General features: G+C 36.7%; 17 protein-coding genes. 6 read left to right on the top strand and 11 right to left on the bottom strand.

The features are described 5' to 3' along the window. The 5 genes from porB to J5U23_RS03865 all read right to left on the bottom strand — a co-directional run bounded on the left by porB (position 1) and on the right by J5U23_RS03865 (position 4,132). Entirely contained in the window at positions 1-900 is a 900-nt protein-coding gene (porB, locus tag J5U23_RS03885) for a pyruvate synthase subunit PorB (RefSeq protein WP_218261238.1), read from the bottom strand. Beyond that, positions 869-2,071 carry a transketolase C-terminal domain-containing protein gene (locus J5U23_RS03880; RefSeq protein ID WP_218267018.1) on the bottom strand — a complete coding sequence of 401 codons (1,203 nt, stop codon included), beginning with the start codon at positions 2,069-2,071 and terminating at the stop codon, positions 869-871. The genes porB and J5U23_RS03880 overlap by 32 nt, the downstream gene beginning before the upstream one ends. Continuing rightward, a complete protein-coding gene (locus J5U23_RS03875; protein ID WP_015581639.1) occupies positions 2,068-2,331 on the bottom strand; it encodes a 4Fe-4S binding protein in 264 nt (87 codons plus the stop codon). The genes J5U23_RS03880 and J5U23_RS03875 overlap by 4 nt, the downstream gene beginning before the upstream one ends. Next, the gene (locus J5U23_RS03870) at positions 2,318-2,872 is read right to left on the bottom strand and encodes a 2-oxoacid:acceptor oxidoreductase family protein (protein ID WP_012712478.1); all 555 of its coding nucleotides are present in this window, start codon (positions 2,870-2,872) and stop codon (positions 2,318-2,320) included. The genes J5U23_RS03875 and J5U23_RS03870 overlap by 14 nt, the downstream gene beginning before the upstream one ends. A 63-nt stretch (positions 2,873-2,935) precedes the next feature. Continuing rightward, a complete protein-coding gene (locus tag J5U23_RS03865) occupies positions 2,936-4,132 on the bottom strand; it encodes a 4Fe-4S dicluster domain-containing protein (protein WP_218261236.1) in 1,197 nt (398 codons plus the stop codon). A gap of 66 nt (positions 4,133-4,198) precedes the next feature. Here J5U23_RS03865 and J5U23_RS03860 point away from each other — a divergent pair, with 66 nt between their 5' ends. Beyond that, complete coding sequence (locus tag J5U23_RS03860; protein WP_218259511.1) at positions 4,199-4,447, top strand: hypothetical protein; 249 nt, start codon at positions 4,199-4,201, stop codon at positions 4,445-4,447. On the opposite strand, the gene J5U23_RS03855 is transcribed toward J5U23_RS03860, so the two are convergent. The 4 genes from J5U23_RS03855 to J5U23_RS03840 are packed head-to-tail and all read right to left on the bottom strand — an operon-like array spanning position 4,431 to position 9,530. Next, on the bottom strand, positions 4,431-6,719 hold the full coding sequence (locus J5U23_RS03855) for a xanthine dehydrogenase family protein molybdopterin-binding subunit (protein ID WP_218267017.1): 2,289 nt from the start codon (positions 6,717-6,719) through the stop codon (positions 4,431-4,433). The genes J5U23_RS03860 and J5U23_RS03855 overlap by 17 nt on opposite strands. Next, positions 6,716-7,912: an acyl-CoA dehydrogenase family protein gene (locus tag J5U23_RS03850; RefSeq protein ID WP_218259509.1), complete on the bottom strand. Its 1,197-nt coding sequence runs from the start codon at positions 7,910-7,912 to the stop codon at positions 6,716-6,718. The genes J5U23_RS03855 and J5U23_RS03850 overlap by 4 nt, the downstream gene beginning before the upstream one ends. Positions 7,913-7,936: 24 nt before the next feature. Next, positions 7,937-8,800 (bottom strand): electron transfer flavoprotein subunit alpha/FixB family protein, encoded by an 864-nt coding sequence (locus tag J5U23_RS03845; RefSeq protein WP_218267016.1) that lies wholly within the window; start codon positions 8,798-8,800, stop codon positions 7,937-7,939. 1 nt (position 8,801) lies between these two features. Next, positions 8,802-9,530: an electron transfer flavoprotein subunit beta/FixA family protein gene (locus J5U23_RS03840; protein ID WP_218267015.1), complete on the bottom strand. Its 729-nt coding sequence runs from the start codon at positions 9,528-9,530 to the stop codon at positions 8,802-8,804. A gap of 96 nt (positions 9,531-9,626) precedes the next feature. Between J5U23_RS03840 and J5U23_RS03835 the strand changes: the two genes are divergently transcribed. The 3 genes from J5U23_RS03835 to J5U23_RS03825 all read left to right on the top strand — a co-directional run bounded on the left by J5U23_RS03835 (position 9,627) and on the right by J5U23_RS03825 (position 13,957). After that, the gene (locus J5U23_RS03835; protein WP_218267014.1) at positions 9,627-11,510 is read left to right on the top strand and encodes a 4Fe-4S binding protein; all 1,884 of its coding nucleotides are present in this window, start codon (positions 9,627-9,629) and stop codon (positions 11,508-11,510) included. Positions 11,511-11,593: 83 nt separating this feature from the next. Continuing rightward, positions 11,594-12,571 carry an NAD(P)/FAD-dependent oxidoreductase gene (locus tag J5U23_RS03830; RefSeq protein ID WP_218267013.1) on the top strand — a complete coding sequence of 326 codons (978 nt, stop codon included), beginning with the start codon at positions 11,594-11,596 and terminating at the stop codon, positions 12,569-12,571. A gap of 30 nt (positions 12,572-12,601) precedes the next feature. Then, positions 12,602-13,957 carry a hypothetical protein gene (locus J5U23_RS03825; RefSeq protein ID WP_218267012.1) on the top strand — a complete coding sequence of 452 codons (1,356 nt, stop codon included), beginning with the start codon at positions 12,602-12,604 and terminating at the stop codon, positions 13,955-13,957. A gap of 29 nt (positions 13,958-13,986) precedes the next feature. Here J5U23_RS03825 and J5U23_RS03820 read toward each other — a convergent pair whose 3' ends face one another. Together J5U23_RS03820 and J5U23_RS03815 are read right to left on the bottom strand one after the other, a co-directional pair. Continuing rightward, entirely contained in the window at positions 13,987-14,583 is a 597-nt protein-coding gene (locus J5U23_RS03820; protein ID WP_218267011.1) for a hypothetical protein, read from the bottom strand. Between the two features lie 18 nt (positions 14,584-14,601). Continuing rightward, positions 14,602-14,745: a hypothetical protein gene (locus tag J5U23_RS03815; protein WP_218267010.1), complete on the bottom strand. Its 144-nt coding sequence runs from the start codon at positions 14,743-14,745 to the stop codon at positions 14,602-14,604. A gap of 111 nt (positions 14,746-14,856) precedes the next feature. Here J5U23_RS03815 and J5U23_RS03810 point away from each other — a divergent pair, with 111 nt between their 5' ends. Then, complete coding sequence (locus tag J5U23_RS03810; protein ID WP_218259502.1) at positions 14,857-15,786, top strand: mechanosensitive ion channel family protein; 930 nt, start codon at positions 14,857-14,859, stop codon at positions 15,784-15,786. A 27-nt stretch (positions 15,787-15,813) separates the two neighbouring features. Continuing rightward, positions 15,814-17,055 carry an amidohydrolase family protein gene (locus J5U23_RS03805; RefSeq protein WP_218267009.1) on the top strand — a complete coding sequence of 414 codons (1,242 nt, stop codon included), beginning with the start codon at positions 15,814-15,816 and terminating at the stop codon, positions 17,053-17,055. The last annotated feature ends 35 nt before the right edge of the window (positions 17,056-17,090 follow it).

The following is a 17,090-nucleotide window of genomic DNA, read 5'->3' as shown; positions in this document are numbered from 1 at the left end:
TTACTGATTATCGAGCATGGATTTTAACTTCTCCCACACGTTATCTATATATTGCTCTAAAATCTTTATTTGATCCTCTGTCAATCTCTTGAATCTTCCTTGAGCACTTAGAAAGTCTCTTATAGGTCTTCTAGTTCTTCTGTCAAGACAATGTAAACTTTCTGAACTAATGCTTAATTTTCCATTATAATATTCAAAGAGGGGCCAATAGCAAGTCTGAACTGCTAATTTTGCCACTTCAGGAGTTTTTGAAGGATCAAATAACCAACCGTAAGGATCTGGAGTTAGGACGTGAACGTATTTGAAACCTTCAACTTGCTTAGCTTTCTTTAACTTCTCTATATAATCATGTGGATATCCTACAGATGCAGTAGCCACATAAGGTACGTTATGCGCTATCATTAATAATGGCAAGTTTTTCTTATTTTCCTTTTTTCCCTCTGGAGTTGTAGTAGTAATTGCTCCAAAGGGAGTTGAGCCACTTCTCTGCCCTCCACTATTCATATAGGCCTCGTTATCCACAGTAAGGTAGAGTATATTATCATTTCTCTCTGCAGCCCCGCTTAATGATGCAAATCCTATATCAGCACTTCCTCCATCTCCAGCCCAAACCACTACAGTGACATTCTTACCTCTTTGTTTATACGCTCTAGCCAAACCAGCAGCCGTAGCTGGACCAGCCGCAAAGGCAACGTTCACAGTAGGAAAGTTGTAAGCATTATAAGGCGCATTTCCTTGTATTACTGAGGAACATCCCGCAACTACTACTAGAACCACGTCTTTACCTAGTCCCATTCCTAGCATTCTCATTGCCATATTCTCTGGGCAGCCGGGACAAGCTGAAGTCCCGGATAAGATACCATTATGCTTATTCAATATCTCTCGGAGTCCTAAGCTCAATCTTTCCCACCTCCTTTGGATAATACCAAATTACGTCATCCTTTAAGCCTTCTACAAACTTGTTAAATATATACAATAGTTCGCTCTTGTTAACTGTAACACCTCCCAACCCACTCACTACACCTTTTATTTGTGGTACAATGTCCGATATTGTGGACTTTACTTCAACGTAAAGTGGTCCTCCACCCCTACCAAAACTCGTACTTCTATCTAACACTAGAACAGCCCTTTTATCCTTCAACGCATTTCTTATCTCCTTCTCACTCCAAGGTCTAAGATACCTTATTCTTAACATGCCTATTTTTATCCCCTTCTCCCTTAATGTATCTACAGCCTCCATGGCATCTCCTGCCCAAGCTCCCATTAGAACTATTGCGTAATCCGCGTCTTCTAGTTTATACGACACATTTAGTGTGGAGTAATCTCCTAATGGGTTAATTTTCTTATTATATTCTCTTCCTATTTCCTTTATTATATCCTCTGAATTTCTAAGTGCTAAATCTATTGATTCCCTTAGTCTCATATAGCCCTCCGGAGGGAATATGTTACCCATACCTATTGGGTCCTCTGGATCTATCACATATGGCTGTCTCCTTGGAAGCAAGAAGTCGTCCACTTGCTCTTGATCGGGTATTAGTACATTAGTCTTAGTATGCGAAAGGATAAATCCATCCATACCGACCATCATTGGTAAGAATACTCTCTCATCCTCTGAAATCCTAAACGCTTGTAAAGTTAGATCTAATGCTTCTTGCGGATTGGATGCAAAAGCCATTATCCATCCACTATCCCTCTCACTTGTAAAGTCGGTATGCTCATTCCAAATGTTCCAAGGAGCTCCTACTGCTCTAGTACCTACAACCATTACTACTGGTACTCTACTCCCAGCCACCCACCAAATCATTTCGTGCATGTAAAGGAGTCCTTGTGATGCGGTAGCAGTAAAAGCCCTAACACCACCTAAAGCAGCACCGAACGTTGCAGCCATTGCGGAGTGCTCACTTTCAACTCTCACTATTTCGGTTTCAATCTCACCTTTAGCTCTCATCTCAGCTAATTTCTCAATTATCGTAGTTTGTGGCGTTATTGGGTATATCCCTGTAACTCCTACTCTCGCTAGTTTCACACCTAACGCAACAGCTTCATTTCCAGAAATAACCTTTCTAATCATTGCTCATTCACCATACTTATAGCCTTAACTGGGCATACATTGGCACAAACTCCACAGCCTTTGCAATACTCATAATCAACTCTTACCTTACCATTGCTAGGGACTATAGTGGATTCTGGGCAAAACATAAAACATGCTTTACAACCTATGCACTTGTTATAATCAACAACAGGTTTTACTATTCTCCATGCTCCAGTTCTTCCTCCAGCACCCTTATTGGGTCTAGTTACAGGAAAGTATTGATATTCAAGCAGTGACATACTCAACACCAACTTGTTCATAGGCCAATCTTGCACCTTTTATGTTGAGTTCAGCTATTTTGCCTCCAAATTCCTCTTCTATTGCTTGCTCAAGCGAAGATAATTTAGGTACTCCCATTACCCTTATTAACGCTCCTAAGATGATTACGTTCACCATCGGCCACCCTGACTTTACTAGGCCTAGATCTGTTGCAATTTTAGTTGCATTAACGTGAAAAGTTCTCCAGTTAAGATCCGGTTTGGAAGGTGAATTTAATATTATCGTCGAAGTATCTTTTAGTCCTCTGAACAAATTCCTAGATATTTGGAGAAGGGAATTATCTATCACGACCAAGTAATCTGGTTCTTCTACTGGGGAAGTTACCCTAATCGGATTCTCGGATATTCTACAATATGCCTCTATTTCTGCACCTCTCCTTTCCGCTCCATAAATGGGAAAAGAAGAAGTGTAAAGGTTTTCATATCCAGCTGCTTCAGCTAACAGTTGAGAAGCCGTTACGACACCTTGTCCACCTCTACCGTGGAATCTTATTTCGAGCAATAAATAACCACCTATTAGAACTGTATACTCTTCATCATTTAAAAAACTAACTATAAAAAATGTTTAAACTTTAGGTAAGCCGTAGTATATAACTTTTTCATAAAATTCTTTCCTATGTTTGGTTTCAGAAACAATATTCATAATTTCAACTATAATGATAATTTCAGGAATTATGATTGAAATTAATGAGATGAGAATCGAAACAATGTTAAGGCTCGTTCTAACTTTAGACCTCATTTGATTGGAGATTATTTCTATAGCTAATATTATCACTAATGGAATAATAGTTGTTAGATCGTAAGTCAAAAAGTACACAATTGGTAGAGACATTGTAAAGATACTCCCTACGAAGGAAACTGGAGTATCAGCCTTATACCACGATGGCCTACTTTTCAACATATAGATCATAATACTTGAGATAACTCCAGCGGTCAGAAATACTACTGCAGGATAGTAAAATACGGGTTTGACTATACTTAAGATATAGAATAGTATCGATAAGGATGAAAATAATACTTCTCTGCTTAACCAAGATGTCTTCAAGTTGTAAATAACTCTGTAAAACCTATCAGTTCTCTTAGCGTGATTTACTGATAAGAGTAAGGAAGCTACTAGAAAGATAACGCTTACAATACTCCAGAATGGCAATTTAAAGAGAGAGTAACCCAACGCGAATTCACTCCCAATTGTAAAAACTAATAGTCCCAAGTAATTCTCCTCCTTTTTAGTATGTAAAACATTTGCTTTAAGGCTCTCCTTTATTTCTGGTTGTTTTATTACTATCCTTGGTTTAGTTATCTCCGAGGGCGGAAGGTAATTTACTTCTGCTTCTCCTTTCTCTATCCAACCAAACGCTAATGCCCCTGTGGGACAAGCTTCGACACAGTATGGTATACCCTTTCCCTCTGCTAAACGGCCATAACAAAAGTTGCATTTAGTCATGATTCCTTCATTATTGAACTTTAAAGCCTCGTATGGACAAGCCCACGTACAGAATCCACATCCTATACATTTATCATCTCTTATCCTGACTATTCCCATTTCGTTCTTCTCGATTGCATTAGCGGGGCATACTTGCATACACGTTGGATTATCGCAATGATTACAAGCAATTGAAAGCGCTGTTTTACTCTCACCATATGGCATCACGATTAAGCTTCTCCAGTTAAGGTTACCATAAGCTTTATTGCAAGCATCAACGCAAGCGTTACAGATTATGCACTTATTATGGTCAAATATGAATCCTAATTTCCTTTCCATATGTTAATATCTCGTAAAATAGGTTAATAACATTAGCTTTATATCGATATAAATTGATTAAATTTTATGGAAACACCATTTTACAAATACGCATTAATGAGGAATTTCATAAGAGAGGTGATAGAACATGATTCCATTAGTGATTTCGTAAAGGAAAAATTGACTAGTGATTCAGAAATGAAGAATAGATTTTGCAATGAAGATGAGGATACTTTAAAACAGTTGATCAGCGAGGTTATTGAATATGTTACTTTGGGTAAAGGGAAGGGAAAAGAAGAGGAAATCTTGAATGCGATAATTAGCTCATGTCGTTAATTAACTGTAATACATACTCTGGTGTTATTGGTATTTCAATCCTATTGATTGGTTTCTTTAGTATGTCCTCTAAGGCATTAATGATGGCAGCTGGAGGTACAGTAGCTCCTCCTTCCGCAACACCTTTAGTGCCTAGTGGTGTAAAAGGTGAAGGGCTAATCATATGTTGGATCTCGAATGTAGGTACCTCTTCTGCTGATGGAATCCAATAGTCTGCAAAAGAAGTTTGCTTTGGAATACCATTTTCATCATATTCAACTTTCTCTAAGAGCGATGCCCCTATCCCCATTGTAGTACCTCCCATTAGTTGTCCATCCACTATCATTGGGTTTATCATAGTTCCGCAATCGCTCAATACTACGTACTTAAGTATTTTTATAAATCCAGTATCCTTATCAACCTTAATTACTACACCATGTGCGTTAACACCATAGGTCGTGGAGAAATTCACTCTTCTCTTATCATCAGCGATGTTTACATTATATGAATTGATGGTAACTGAAACGTCCAATCCTATTTCGTTCCCTATTAAGTACGATCTGTTATATATCATGTTAACGGCTTCCTTTATAGAGAACGACTTGTTACTTATTTTTACTATTCCATTATCTATTTTTACCTCGTCTTTTTCAACGTTGAACATTTTAGCTAAGTATTCTCTCATTTTTTCTTTTAATTTTAGGGCAGCAGTGTAAACAGCTGAAATACCGACTACAGAGAATCTGCTACCATAAAACCCTGTTCCTGGGGGACCTGCAGTATCGCCTAATATGACTTTCACGTCATCAATCGGAATACCTAGAACATCAGCAACTACTTGGGATATACTAGTTTCATGCCCTGTACCCATAGTATTTGTTGAGAGAAACACCGTAACGTCGCCTCCGCTATCCATCCTCATATATACACCCTCATAGTAAGGTGTCCTAGGCTTATTGACAACTAGCGTTTGGAAAGCCAATGAAGAGCCAGGTTCCAATGCGAATGCTATCCCAATTCCCGTGTACTTATCCTTGTCCTTTACCTCCAGTTGGCTAACAAGTTTCTTTAATGCCTCTCTGTAATTTCCACTATCATATACCGCACCCGTTATGTGTTCATAAGGAAGTTTATCAATGAAATTTTTCATTCTTAATTCCATTTCATCAATTCCACTTACTTTAGAAACGCTTTTCACGAGGTTTTCCAATACTAGAACTGCTGGTGGAATTCCTAGTCCCCTATATGCCCCCGTTGGTGGTTTATTCGTAACTACTCCAGATACTCTGAACTTAAGGTATTTCATTTTATATGGACCAACCAATTGATATATTTGTCTGAGAATTGGTAAGGGTTGGTAAGTGTGCAAATATGCCCCAAAATCCTCTACTAAGTCAATTATTGCTCCTACTAATTCGTCCCCCTTATATAAAATTTTTGCAGTGTAATGTCTATCTGGTCCATGAATTGCAGAAATTATATGTTCATATCGAGTCTCTATATACTTTACCGGCCTTCCGGTTATTATTGAAGCTAATGCTGTCATTGCTATGGGTTTTAGAAAGATCTTTCCGCCAAATCCTCCTCCAGTGTCTGGAACAATTATCCTGACCTTAGATCTAGGAATGTTGAAAATAATGCCCAATGCCGTCTTAAAGACTTGTGGAACTTGCGTATTTGCATATATCGTTAAGTTTCCGCTAATCTTATCAAATTCAGCTATTACCCCATTGGTTTCAAGAGGAGCCGGTAGGATCCTATTATATCTAATCTTTTTTTCTATGTAATTGTAATCATTTGGCTCCTCTCCATATTCGAAAATATCGCTATACACAATGTTGGAGCCTAGTTCTTTGTGTAAAGTAGGTGAGTTAGGACCTATTGCCTTAAATGGATCAGTTATCGGCTCTCTAGGCTCATAATCTACATCAATTAGTTCCAATGCATCATAAACCTCATATCTATCCCTACCTATTACCAATCCTATTGGTTCTCCAAAATACTTTGCCTCATCTTTAGCTAAAATATACTCCTTTGGTACTCTCTTAGGATCAGAGACGAAAAAATTGGGCAATGGCGAAAATTCCTTTGTATCTTCAAACGTTATTACGCTGAAACCTCTTTCCTCAACCCTTTTAGGATCAATCTTGAATTTAGCCCAAGCGTAATTCGACCTCAATACTGCCATGTATAGCATGTTAGGAAAGTAAATGTCGTCAATGTATCTACCTTTTCCAGTCAAAAATCGTAAATCTTCAACTCTCTTAACTGAACTACCAATATACAAGGTCACACCTTATAACCAATGAATTTATTGTAAAGAAATCTTGCTGCACTAATCCTTTGAATATCGTTTGTTCCTTCATATGTTTTCATTATTTGTAGATCCCTTAGCATTCTCTCCAATCCGGTAGAGGTAGTAACGCCATAACCACCGTAGACGCTCATAGCCCTTAATATAATTCTCTCAGCAGATTCAGTGGATATGAATTTCGCTAACGATGCTGCTACTGTGTATTCGTTTTCTTTACCATTCTTGAACAGTGTCCCTGCCCAATATGTTATTAATCTTGCCACCTCCAAATCAGCTAACGATTCAGAAACTTTAGTTTGAACTAATTGAAATTCCGCTAGTTTCTTTTCGAATGCAGTTCTTTGAAGTGAATAATTTATCATTTTCTCTAATGCAGCTTGTCCAATTCCTAAGGCTTGTGAAGCTACTATGGTCCTAGCGAAATCAAAAGAACTCACCGCATATTTAAATCCATTGCCTTCCTCTCCTAGTAGATTTTCAGCGGGTATTTTCACATCCTCAAGTAAAATTTCAGCAGTATGTGAGGACTTTAATCCAGTAGTTTCGATTCTACTTACTGGTTTCACTGCGTCTTTCTCCACAATAAGCATTGATATGCCTTTCCATCTGGCCTTAGGATCTGGAGGTGATGTTCTAGCTGCAATTAAGTAATAATCAGCAATATCACCATTAGTTATGAAAATCTTTCTTCCATTTATCACATATTCACTATCTAATTTCTTTGCTGTTGTCTTTATACCAGCTACGTCTGATCCAGCCACAGGCTCAGTAACAGCAAATGCAGCTACTTTATCACCATTAGCTACTGGCGTGACATATTTTTTCTTTAATTCTTCGTTTCCAAACCTAGATAATGCATAAATAAACATCCAATTTATTAATAAAAATGTACTAAATGAGGGCCAAATTCTAGCCATCTCCTCTGTTGCTGTAAGTAATGATAAGTAATCCGCTCCTTGTCCCCCTAAATCTTGGCTAGCAAATAAGCCATATAGGCCTATTTCCTTAGCCTTTTGTTTAGCCTCTAAAGGAATATCTAATTCTTTTTCACCTCTTTCAACATACTTGGCCAATACGTTTTCAGCAAAATCCCTAACTGCACTTCTTAATAATTCATGATCTTGGGTTATCTCTACTTTAAAATCCTCCAAGGACTTAAAAGGAAATACCATAAAATAAAATCGTTTTTATCATTATTATTTTTTCCCTAGCTTACTCAACATAACTTTACAGAAATCGATTGCGTTGCCTACAACCAAGTAATCCGCGTTTTCAAGTATTGGAGCATTCTTATCAGTATTAACAGCAACTATAATTTTGGAATCCCTTATACCAGCTATATGTTGGGGTTGACCAGATATTCCTAGGGCTATATACAATTTGGGTCTAATTCTTAAACCGGATAAACCTATTTGTCTATCTTCTGGAACCCAATTGAGCTCAGCAGCTACTGGTCTACTCCCACCAACCGCTCCACCTAACGCCTTTGCCAATTCTTCAGCGTATTTTACGTTTTCCTTAGATCCAATACCCCTTCCCACACCAATTACAATATCTGCAGTAGCTAAATTAACTCCAGAGGAAGTTGATTTCCTACCGACGATTTTAACCCTGCCCTCTTTCAATTGAACCTTCTCTACAGTTGGTTGAAGTTCCTTGGGTTGTAATTGCGTATTTGCAATAGTCATAACAATCGGTAACTCGCTCTCTAGAGTAACTAACCCCATTCCACTATAGGCTACCCTATTTAACGTAACCTTCTTATCTTCAACCTTTAGCGAGACTACATCAGTAACTATAGGTAACTTTAACTTCCCCGCTACTCTTCCAGCTATTGCCCTATCCCTTCTCACATTTCCAGTTAGTATCACATCTGGAGAGAGTGAAGATATTAAATCTACAATCCCATCCTCATCCATTTTATCAATAATGTATAGTTTATTTACGAACTTAACGTTCTCACTGTCGGATATTCCTATTACATCTCCTCCGAAACTTTGAGCCACAGCTGCTGCCATTTTTAAGAATACCGGACTTTCAGAGAACACTACAGCTTTCATATTAGATCACCCCATCAGACTTTAAGTATTCAATTAATTTATCAACAGCCTTATTTATATCACTTTCCTCAATAACTATTCTCTTTCGATTCACGATCATTGGTTTAATTTCCCTTATTCTAACCTTAGATTGTGCATCAAATTTGACTTCCTTAACTGGCTTCTTAGAGGATTCCATTATTTGCTTAACGCTAGGGATTCTAGGAGTATTTATTTCACCACCAACACTCACAACTAAAGGTAAACTTGATTCAACAGTCTCAATATAGCTTACCATTCCCCTATCCGCTGTAACCTTATTTCCCTCGATCTTAAGTGATTTTACGTTAGAAATGTAAGGCAGGCCAAGAAGTTCAGAAACGTAAGCGGGTAAGGCTGAAGTTCCACTATCAGTTGTCATTTCCGAAAATAATATTATATCTGGATTTAGCATTTTCACATTTTCAGCTATCGCCATAGCAGTAACATAAACGTCTGGATCTTTAACTAAGATAGCTATTACTTCATCAACTCCCATAGCTAAGGCTTCCCTAATGCTTTTCCTATCGTTACTACCTACTGTAATACCCGTAACCTTACCTCCAAACTTCTCCTTTAACCTTATGGCTTCTTCAATAGCGTTCTTATCATAAGTACTTACCTTCAATGGGGCATCAGTATTTAGTTTGTCCCCCACAACCTTAACCATTTGATCATCTGGAACTATCTTAAAACCAACAACAATATTCATATTTTATTCTCGGATTGACTATTTATAAAACTAGTCACAATTTCTAATATTTTAAGCAAAACTTTTTAGTGTTAAAAAGAAATATTAAGCGAGATTATGATCTTGCTTCCAATAATAATTACTATTACTATGCTTCTGGCCATGTTTTACGTAATTTACGAAGTGGAAAGGTGGAGATCAACAAGGAGAGTGTTATTGGCACTATACGTTGAAGGAATGATGCTAACAATGAATATAGGAGGTTATCTTTATCTAATTAGCAATAATCCGTTCTACTTTTTGATGACTAACTCCGCATATATGATTTTCGGATTATATCCATTACTTAACGTGAAGGAAGTTAAAATGAGACGATTTGTATATAGCTTATTTGCGTTACTTATGGTAATTTCTGAAATAGCAATGGGAGCGTTAATTTACACTTTGGAAACCTCAATTCCAGCTAACATAGATACGTCTATTGGGAACATATACTTCGTGAGTGTAATGATGGTGGAAATGGCGTTTACACTAATCCTCTCCTTTAAAAATATTGATAAAACATTGAGGAACTATCTAATTGGTTTATTACTCTTAATGCCTTGGTTTCCACAAATATTTCCTTCAATAAATTTACCAATATGGCTCTCTGCCATCATAATGATTGGGGATACGATACTAATTTACGATTCTCTGTATAAGCAGAGATTAAGGGCTTCACAAGAAACCTTTACAACAATCGAATTAACATCTATTTTCACATTGATGATGATAGGGGAGTTCCTATTCTTCCTTTATGGCACCTTAATAGTTTTCGACATATCCATGATAATAGGAATGACGTGGTTCGTTTATAGGGCATTGGCTGGACCAAACCCGAGAAAAGGGAATTACACTAGAAATCCTTTATTGGCGTTCACAATAATCTTCCTCACATTCATTATGGAATTCTTTATGGGAGGGGTATTGGATTTCGTTGAAGGAATTTTTTCGCCCGGAATTTCTGGATTTATAAATAGCCTAACACTACCGTGGCAACTCTTGACAAATCTGATAAACGCGTTGTGGGATTTAATAGACATAGTTGGATCAATTCTGGGTTCCATGTGGTTTTTAATAATGATGGGAATAGAGATGGGATTCTTAGCGTTTAAGAAAATGTTAGAAATGAGAGTTAAGGAAGTAAGGGTTAGGATGAGTTTAATGATCCTAGCTTATGCGTTATACACTATTTACATCCCAATGTTTAGCCCACTTTCAGATCGTCTACCCTACATACCCTATATGTGGTCAATGGGGATAGGAACGCTAGGAGGATTTTCAAATTCCGTACTCTTAGGTCTTATAGGAACTTATGTGGTTTACGCAATTCTCTCTTTCTTATTCGGCTCGAGAAATTTGTGTTCTGTAAGTTGTACTGCACCCTTAATGTATCAAGGTACTTTTTATGATTCACTTAAAGTATACAATAGAACTTCAAAAGTAGGGAGGAAGTTGATGACGTCCAGAAGACCGAATTGGGTTAAAGCGATAACGCTTAGCGTTTCAATATTAGTACTAATAGCTGCAGTCGTATCATATCTTAATTCATTAGGCGTAATTAGTTTTACACTGTTTGGCACTGATATTACGTTTCTAATATATTTTGTTTGGTTTGATGTAATTTGGTATCTCTTATTCATTTCTATACCATTCCTAGGTACATTCGCGTGCGTTACCACTGGATATTGTTATTGGGGAGTATTTAATCAAGCTGTTAGTAGTATAGGCTTATTTAGATTGAAGATAAAGGATCCGATGTTATGCGTTAACTGCAAAACAGTGGATTGTGCCTTTGCTTGTCCAGTTGGAATTACAGATATGAGGGGATGGTTTATAAAGAAAGGGGAGTTTAAGTCATTTAAGTGCGTTGGAATAGGTGAATGTGTTGATGCTTGTCCATATGATAACATTTATTTCTACGATGTAAGGCAATGGATGAAGGAGAGGTTTAAACACTAAGAACATTTTTTATTAATACTTAACTTTTTTACAGACTATCGAAAGATAACTTTTTATTATATAAAGTATAAAAGAGATATAGAATGCCGTTAAAGACATTTGATACAATAATAGTTGGGGCAGGAATTGCTGGATTAAGTGCTGCACTATACTCTTCTAGACAAAAACTATCAACGTTAGTACTATCAAAAGATCTAGGTGGGCAATTAACGTTAACAGATTTAATAGAGAACTATCCCGGAGTAGAGTCAACTGGAGGATTAAGTCTGGCACAAAAGATTGAGAAACAAGCTAAGAAGTTCGGCGCGGAATTCATTTATGGAGAAGAGGTTAAGGAGATAGTGCAAGAGTCTGACGTATTCATAATAAAGGGAATTAAAGGTGAATACGCTGGAAGAGCTATAATTTTAGCGTTTGGTAAAACGCCTAGGGAAATTAACGTCCCTGGAGAGCAAGAGTTTAAAGGAAAAGGAGTATCATATTGTGCAATATGTGATGCTGCATTCTTCAAGGGTAAGCCAGCAGCTGTAGTAGGCGAAGGCGAGCCCGGGATAGAAGCTATAGAGTTATTGTCTAATTACGCAAATCCAGCATATTATATTACCTCATCGTCTTATCTGGCGGGTGAGGAGGAGATCGTGAAGAACGTGTTGAATAAACCTAACGTTAAAATATTTACGTCCTCAAAAGTTTTAGAAATAAGAGGGAACAGTAAGGTTGAGGAGATTGTGATAAAGAAGGGATATGAGACAATGTCGTTGGGGGTCAATGGTGTTATAATTGAAATGGGTTATGTTCTGAAAACTGAGTTCCTAAAAGGCTTTGTTGAGTTAAATGAAAAAGGCGAGATAGTTGTCGATGAATTAGGAAGAACAAGTAGAGAGGGAGTATTTGCAGCTGGGGACGTTACTCAAACGCCGTATAAGCAAGCCGTTGTAGCTGCTGCAGAGGGAGTTAAGGCTGCATTATCAGCCTATAATTATATTAGAAGTAAGAAGGGTCTCCCACCAGTTAACGTAGATTGGAAAGCTGAAAAGAAGAAGGTTAGCTTCAGGCTCTAACTTTTTATCTTTCTCTTTTTAATATTATTGATGCAAACGTATTTTGTTCCCTTAGCTGTAGATCAAAATTATAATGAGATAAATTTTCATAAACAAATTGCAATCTCCTTATTGAATTTGGATTTAGAAAGAAAGGAGAAAATAGTAAGAGCGTCAATAATAGGATGGCCCTTACTAATAAAAAAGACTGACCAAGGGTTTTTAGTTTTAGATCAGACTTTAAGAACTTCCTCAAGAATACTAAAGTATCTCTACCCTCCATTCAATGATATGGCTTCACAATTTTCTTCAATAAACGATTATACAACATTTGTCTCCAATTTGAAGAAGATAAATTTAGAGCGAGTAAGCTCCAGTGAGATAACGCTAGTAGGTTTATTAAATGTTGAGATTGACAAATTACTTAGAGTCGCAAAGAACACCTTAAACGTAAATTATCAGTTATTTCTGCTAGATTCTAAAATCAGCGACCATGACGTGAAGGTAATTAACGATACTTTGATTAATCTAAAGGCTGAGGCTTTATCTACAATAACGTCGTTGGAAAACCTATTAAAAGAAGTTGATGATGCTAGACTAAGAATAAAAAAGGATTATGCCAGTAAACTAGATGAGATTAATAAAAAATATAATGAATTAATTGAAAACAAGAAAAAGGAGATTGATAACGAGATTCAGAAAGTCTACAGTGAGATATATAATAAAATAAATAATGAGATTAACTCCCGGGTCTCAAGACTTGCTGATACGACAACTAGGCATGTTATTACAAGTTTAAAGTACGAAGGGGGAATTGTAGGAAGGGACGAATTTGAAAACTCTAAGAACGAATTTGAAAGTCTGTTAAATGAACTAAGACAAGTAAGGGATTCAATTGCTGGGAAATATTTGGAAGGGGTTAAAAATTTAAGAAAGGAACTTGACTCCTTATATTCCAATAAGAATTCTGAGATCGAGAATATAAATAAATCGATTAGGGATTTGGATAGTCTTACTAACGACTTCAAGAATAAGGCTAATAAGGTTAAAGAAGATATTGAGAACTTCATTAAGTATATAGAATCGTTCTATAATACTAAGCTGGATCTAGCTGAGGATACTACTTTAATCGTACCATTCCTTATAGCTAAAACAAATACGGGAAACACATTGGTAGTGGAACCTCAAGTATACAAGGGGAAGGCTAAGGGTATTCTGGGAAAGGTTTTCAAGAAATCCGATCTATCCGAGACTTTATTAAACCTCCAAATATTTACCGAATACTTAAAAACTATTGATATTATTGATAACGTTAAGATGCACTCCATACAAGTGAACACTGCATTTAAGGAAATTAAGGATGAAGGGTGGAAGAGTATTGATTCCCTAGAAGAGCTTTACGACTGAAAGCCTCGCCATTTATGACAAGGATGAAATCAGACATGACTTGGTAGGGTATTTACTCGTCTTATTACCAGAAAGTAGTAGAATACTATTAACAACGCTATATAGATGGCAAGATCTATATAATAAGGTAGAGGTATTAGATAAACTAGTATTAATAATAATGGAATGAAATAAATTAATCCCCTATATTTCGAAACCCTAGAAGTTCTGTATCTAGGATATGGCATTGCATTAGAGAAACTTGAGAGTAATACTAAGTAGACTATGATAATATATGGATCGTATGTATCATTAAGATATCCCTCTAAACCGTCTTGAATTCTCCTTATTTCACCCACCTCAGTGTTACTAGTGGTAAAGATTTTTACGCTATTCTCATACCCTCTCGTGAATGCAACCAACTGTGGTCTGCTTACAATGAAATTGAACATACTATATTGTAGATTAAAGTTTTTAATTTCACCGATCTTAGAATTGTATTGATAAATCTCATAAGTATTAAACCCTTTGCGTTTTAGCAGTAAATTATAACTACCCTCAACTCTTATTACATTACCCTCAACCTTAACAGTACACAACGTTAGATCTTCTGAGCTTATTGTACCGTTAGAATATCTAAATATCATTAGACTCTACTAGTTATCCTAGAATATTAGCTTTCTCCTCTTCCTAGCGTAATTTAGGGCATATTTTCTAGACAATAAATACTTCCTACTTTTAAGATAGAAGTAGTAAGCCTTGTAGATTATCGGTAACCTAACATGGTAAAGACGAGATCTGTAACCCATGTAGTGAAATAGTATTTAAGGATAATAAGGATTAGTTAACATTATAGGGAATGCTGATTTTTCTTATTACTAGACATAAGTGATATAAACGACTACTCAAAAGGTAATACTATGGCTTTAAACGAGAGAAAAGTGATAGCAATTATCTTAACTGTGATATTAGCCGGAATAGCGATTGGTGGAGGAATTTTCGTATTATCCAGCGTATTTAAAATAATTCCAGGTGATTATCTACTCTATATTTATGCTGGAATTTGGTTTATAGTATCAGTTATCGTTTCATACTTCATAGGATCTCTCATAAGGAATAGGTTAGGAAATGTGATAGGGTACGATAATGCTAGTAGTGTTTCGTTTGTAGTTAGACTTATTGGGTATATCATAGCCTTGGTAGGATTCTTTGTATTAGTGAGAGTGAGTTTAGGGGCAGCATTAGCAGCAGGCGGTTTCGCTGGATTGGTTTTAGGCTTAGCTTCACAAGATGTGCTTAGTAACATATTCGGTGGGATAATGCTAGTAATTTCTAGACCGTATAAGGTAGGAGATAGAGTGACAATATCAACGTGGCAGTATGGTCTAATAGCCCCGACTTATCCTCCAAAGTTCTTCTCCAATGATTTCTTGATCCCAGGATATACTGGTACAGTCACGGACATATCCTTGCTTTATACTACAATATTTACTGATGATCAGGTTCCAGTAAAAATACCAAATAGTATAATGATTCAAGCTGCAATCTTCCTTCATAACAGAGAGGAAAGAAGGAAGGTTAGAACTAAGTATGAAGTTTCCAAGGATATAGATCCTGATGTTCTAACAAACGTCCTTAAGGAAAAGATAAAAAAATTAGATTTCGTAATAGAAGAACCTTCAATTAAAGTTCTAGAAACTACATTAAATACATACATATTAGCAATCGATACGATATGTAAAACCATATACGAAGAACCCTCAAGAAGCGAAATATTGAAAGTTGTTATGAGGACAGTTAGAGAACTTCAAACTAAGACCGCATCTAGTAGTGGCAACAATAATAGATAAAAAGTCTTGATTTAACATTTTACCGAAATGATTACGATAAGGAATGCGAGACTATTAGACGGAAGGATTGTAGATATTGGAATAGAAGATGAGAGGATATCTTGCCTAGGTGAATGCAGAGGTAATGACGAATTAATAGACGCTGAAAAGAAATTAGTAATCCCACCATACTTTAACATGCACTTCCATTTGGACAGCGCTTTTACCAAAGCTGTGAATAGGAGTGGAACACTATGGGAAGGAATAAGGATATGGCAAGATATGAGGAATAAGATAAGCGAAGATGAAGTAATTAGAAATGCATTAACTGCAGTAAAGCTATTCGTAGCATACGGTACTCTTTGGATAAGGACACACGTTGATATTACTGAAAGATCCTTCAAACTATTGAGGGCAATTAATAGGGTTAAGGAGGAAAGTAAGGATATTGTAGATATTCAGATTACTGCATTCCCTCAAGATGGCATATTTACAGAGAAGGGCAATGACGAACTTCTTAGAAAAGCGTTAGAAAATGGTGTAGATAATGTTGGATTAATTCCTCATAATGAGATTAGTAGAGAGGATGGGTTTAGGTCAATTAAATTCGCATTTGAATTAGCTAAGGATTACAATAAGGATGTTGACGGGCATGTTGATGAGACTGACGATCCCAATTCAAGGTATTTGGAAGTTTTAGTAAAGGAAACCATCGAGAACAAATGGGAAGGGAGAGTTACCGCTGGTCACGTTACTGCAATGCACAGTTGGGATTCAGCATACAGGTTTAGGATATTGCCATATGTAGCTAAAGCCGGAATAACTGTTATACCAAATCCTTTGATAAATGTCGTTCTTCAAGGTAGATTTGACGGATATCCTAAAAGGAGAGGAATGGCTCCCATAAAGGAAATGCTAAACGCCAATGTTAATGTGGCATTGGGTCACGATTGCATAATGGATCCTTGGTATCCTTTAGGAATAGGAAATATGTTGCAAGTTCTCTTTATGGCTATTCATTTGGATCAAATGATGGGTTTTGAAGAGTTAATTTCCTCAATTAATTTGATAACTTTTAACGGGGCTAAGGCATGGAGAGTTAAAAATTATGGGATTAAAATTGGGAATGAGGCAGACTTGCTAGTAACTGATGCTGATGACGTCATAGATTTAATTCGTTTCATGTCGCCTCCTAGATTTGTGATAAGGAAAGGAAAGGTGATAGCTAAGGAGGGCAAATACGTTTTATTCAAAGGCAAGTGGGAAAAGCTGACTTCCTCCACGTCCTGAGAGAGTAAGGTTCCCCCTTCAGAGTGGTTCATCGT

Source organism: Saccharolobus shibatae B12 (assembly GCF_019175345.1).
In the GTDB taxonomy this organism is placed as follows: Archaea; Thermoproteota; Thermoprotei_A; order Sulfolobales; family Sulfolobaceae; genus Saccharolobus; species Saccharolobus shibatae.
Note: the sequence above shows the minus strand (reverse complement) of the source record. Positions and strands in the feature narration are given on the sequence as shown.

Excerpts from the sequence above, each read along its gene's own strand:
- J5U23_RS03880 (WP_218267018.1), bottom strand. The coding sequence starts at position 2,071 with ATGATTAGAAAGGTTATTTCTGGAAATGAAGCTGTTGCGTTAGGTGTG.
- J5U23_RS03875 (WP_015581639.1), bottom strand. The coding sequence starts at position 2,331 with ATGTCACTGCTTGAATATCAATACTTTCCTGTAACTAGACCCAATAAG.
- J5U23_RS03865 (WP_218261236.1), bottom strand. The coding sequence starts at position 4,132 with ATGGAAAGGAAATTAGGATTCATATTTGACCATAATAAGTGCATAATC.
- J5U23_RS03860 (WP_218259511.1), top strand. The coding sequence starts at position 4,199 with ATGGAAACACCATTTTACAAATACGCATTAATGAGGAATTTCATAAGA.
- J5U23_RS03850 (WP_218259509.1), bottom strand. The coding sequence starts at position 7,912 with ATGGTATTTCCTTTTAAGTCCTTGGAGGATTTTAAAGTAGAGATAACC.
- J5U23_RS03845 (WP_218267016.1), bottom strand. The coding sequence starts at position 8,800 with ATGAAAGCTGTAGTGTTCTCTGAAAGTCCGGTATTCTTAAAAATGGCA.
- J5U23_RS03840 (WP_218267015.1), bottom strand. The coding sequence starts at position 9,530 with ATGAATATTGTTGTTGGTTTTAAGATAGTTCCAGATGATCAAATGGTT.
- J5U23_RS03835 (WP_218267014.1), top strand. The coding sequence starts at position 9,627 with ATGATCTTGCTTCCAATAATAATTACTATTACTATGCTTCTGGCCATG.
- J5U23_RS03830 (WP_218267013.1), top strand. The coding sequence starts at position 11,594 with ATGCCGTTAAAGACATTTGATACAATAATAGTTGGGGCAGGAATTGCT.
- J5U23_RS03825 (WP_218267012.1), top strand. The coding sequence starts at position 12,602 with ATGCAAACGTATTTTGTTCCCTTAGCTGTAGATCAAAATTATAATGAG.
- J5U23_RS03820 (WP_218267011.1), bottom strand. The coding sequence starts at position 14,583 with ATGATATTTAGATATTCTAACGGTACAATAAGCTCAGAAGATCTAACG.
- J5U23_RS03815 (WP_218267010.1), bottom strand. The coding sequence starts at position 14,745 with ATGGGTTACAGATCTCGTCTTTACCATGTTAGGTTACCGATAATCTAC.
- J5U23_RS03810 (WP_218259502.1), top strand. The coding sequence starts at position 14,857 with ATGGCTTTAAACGAGAGAAAAGTGATAGCAATTATCTTAACTGTGATA.
- J5U23_RS03805 (WP_218267009.1), top strand. The coding sequence starts at position 15,814 with ATGATTACGATAAGGAATGCGAGACTATTAGACGGAAGGATTGTAGAT.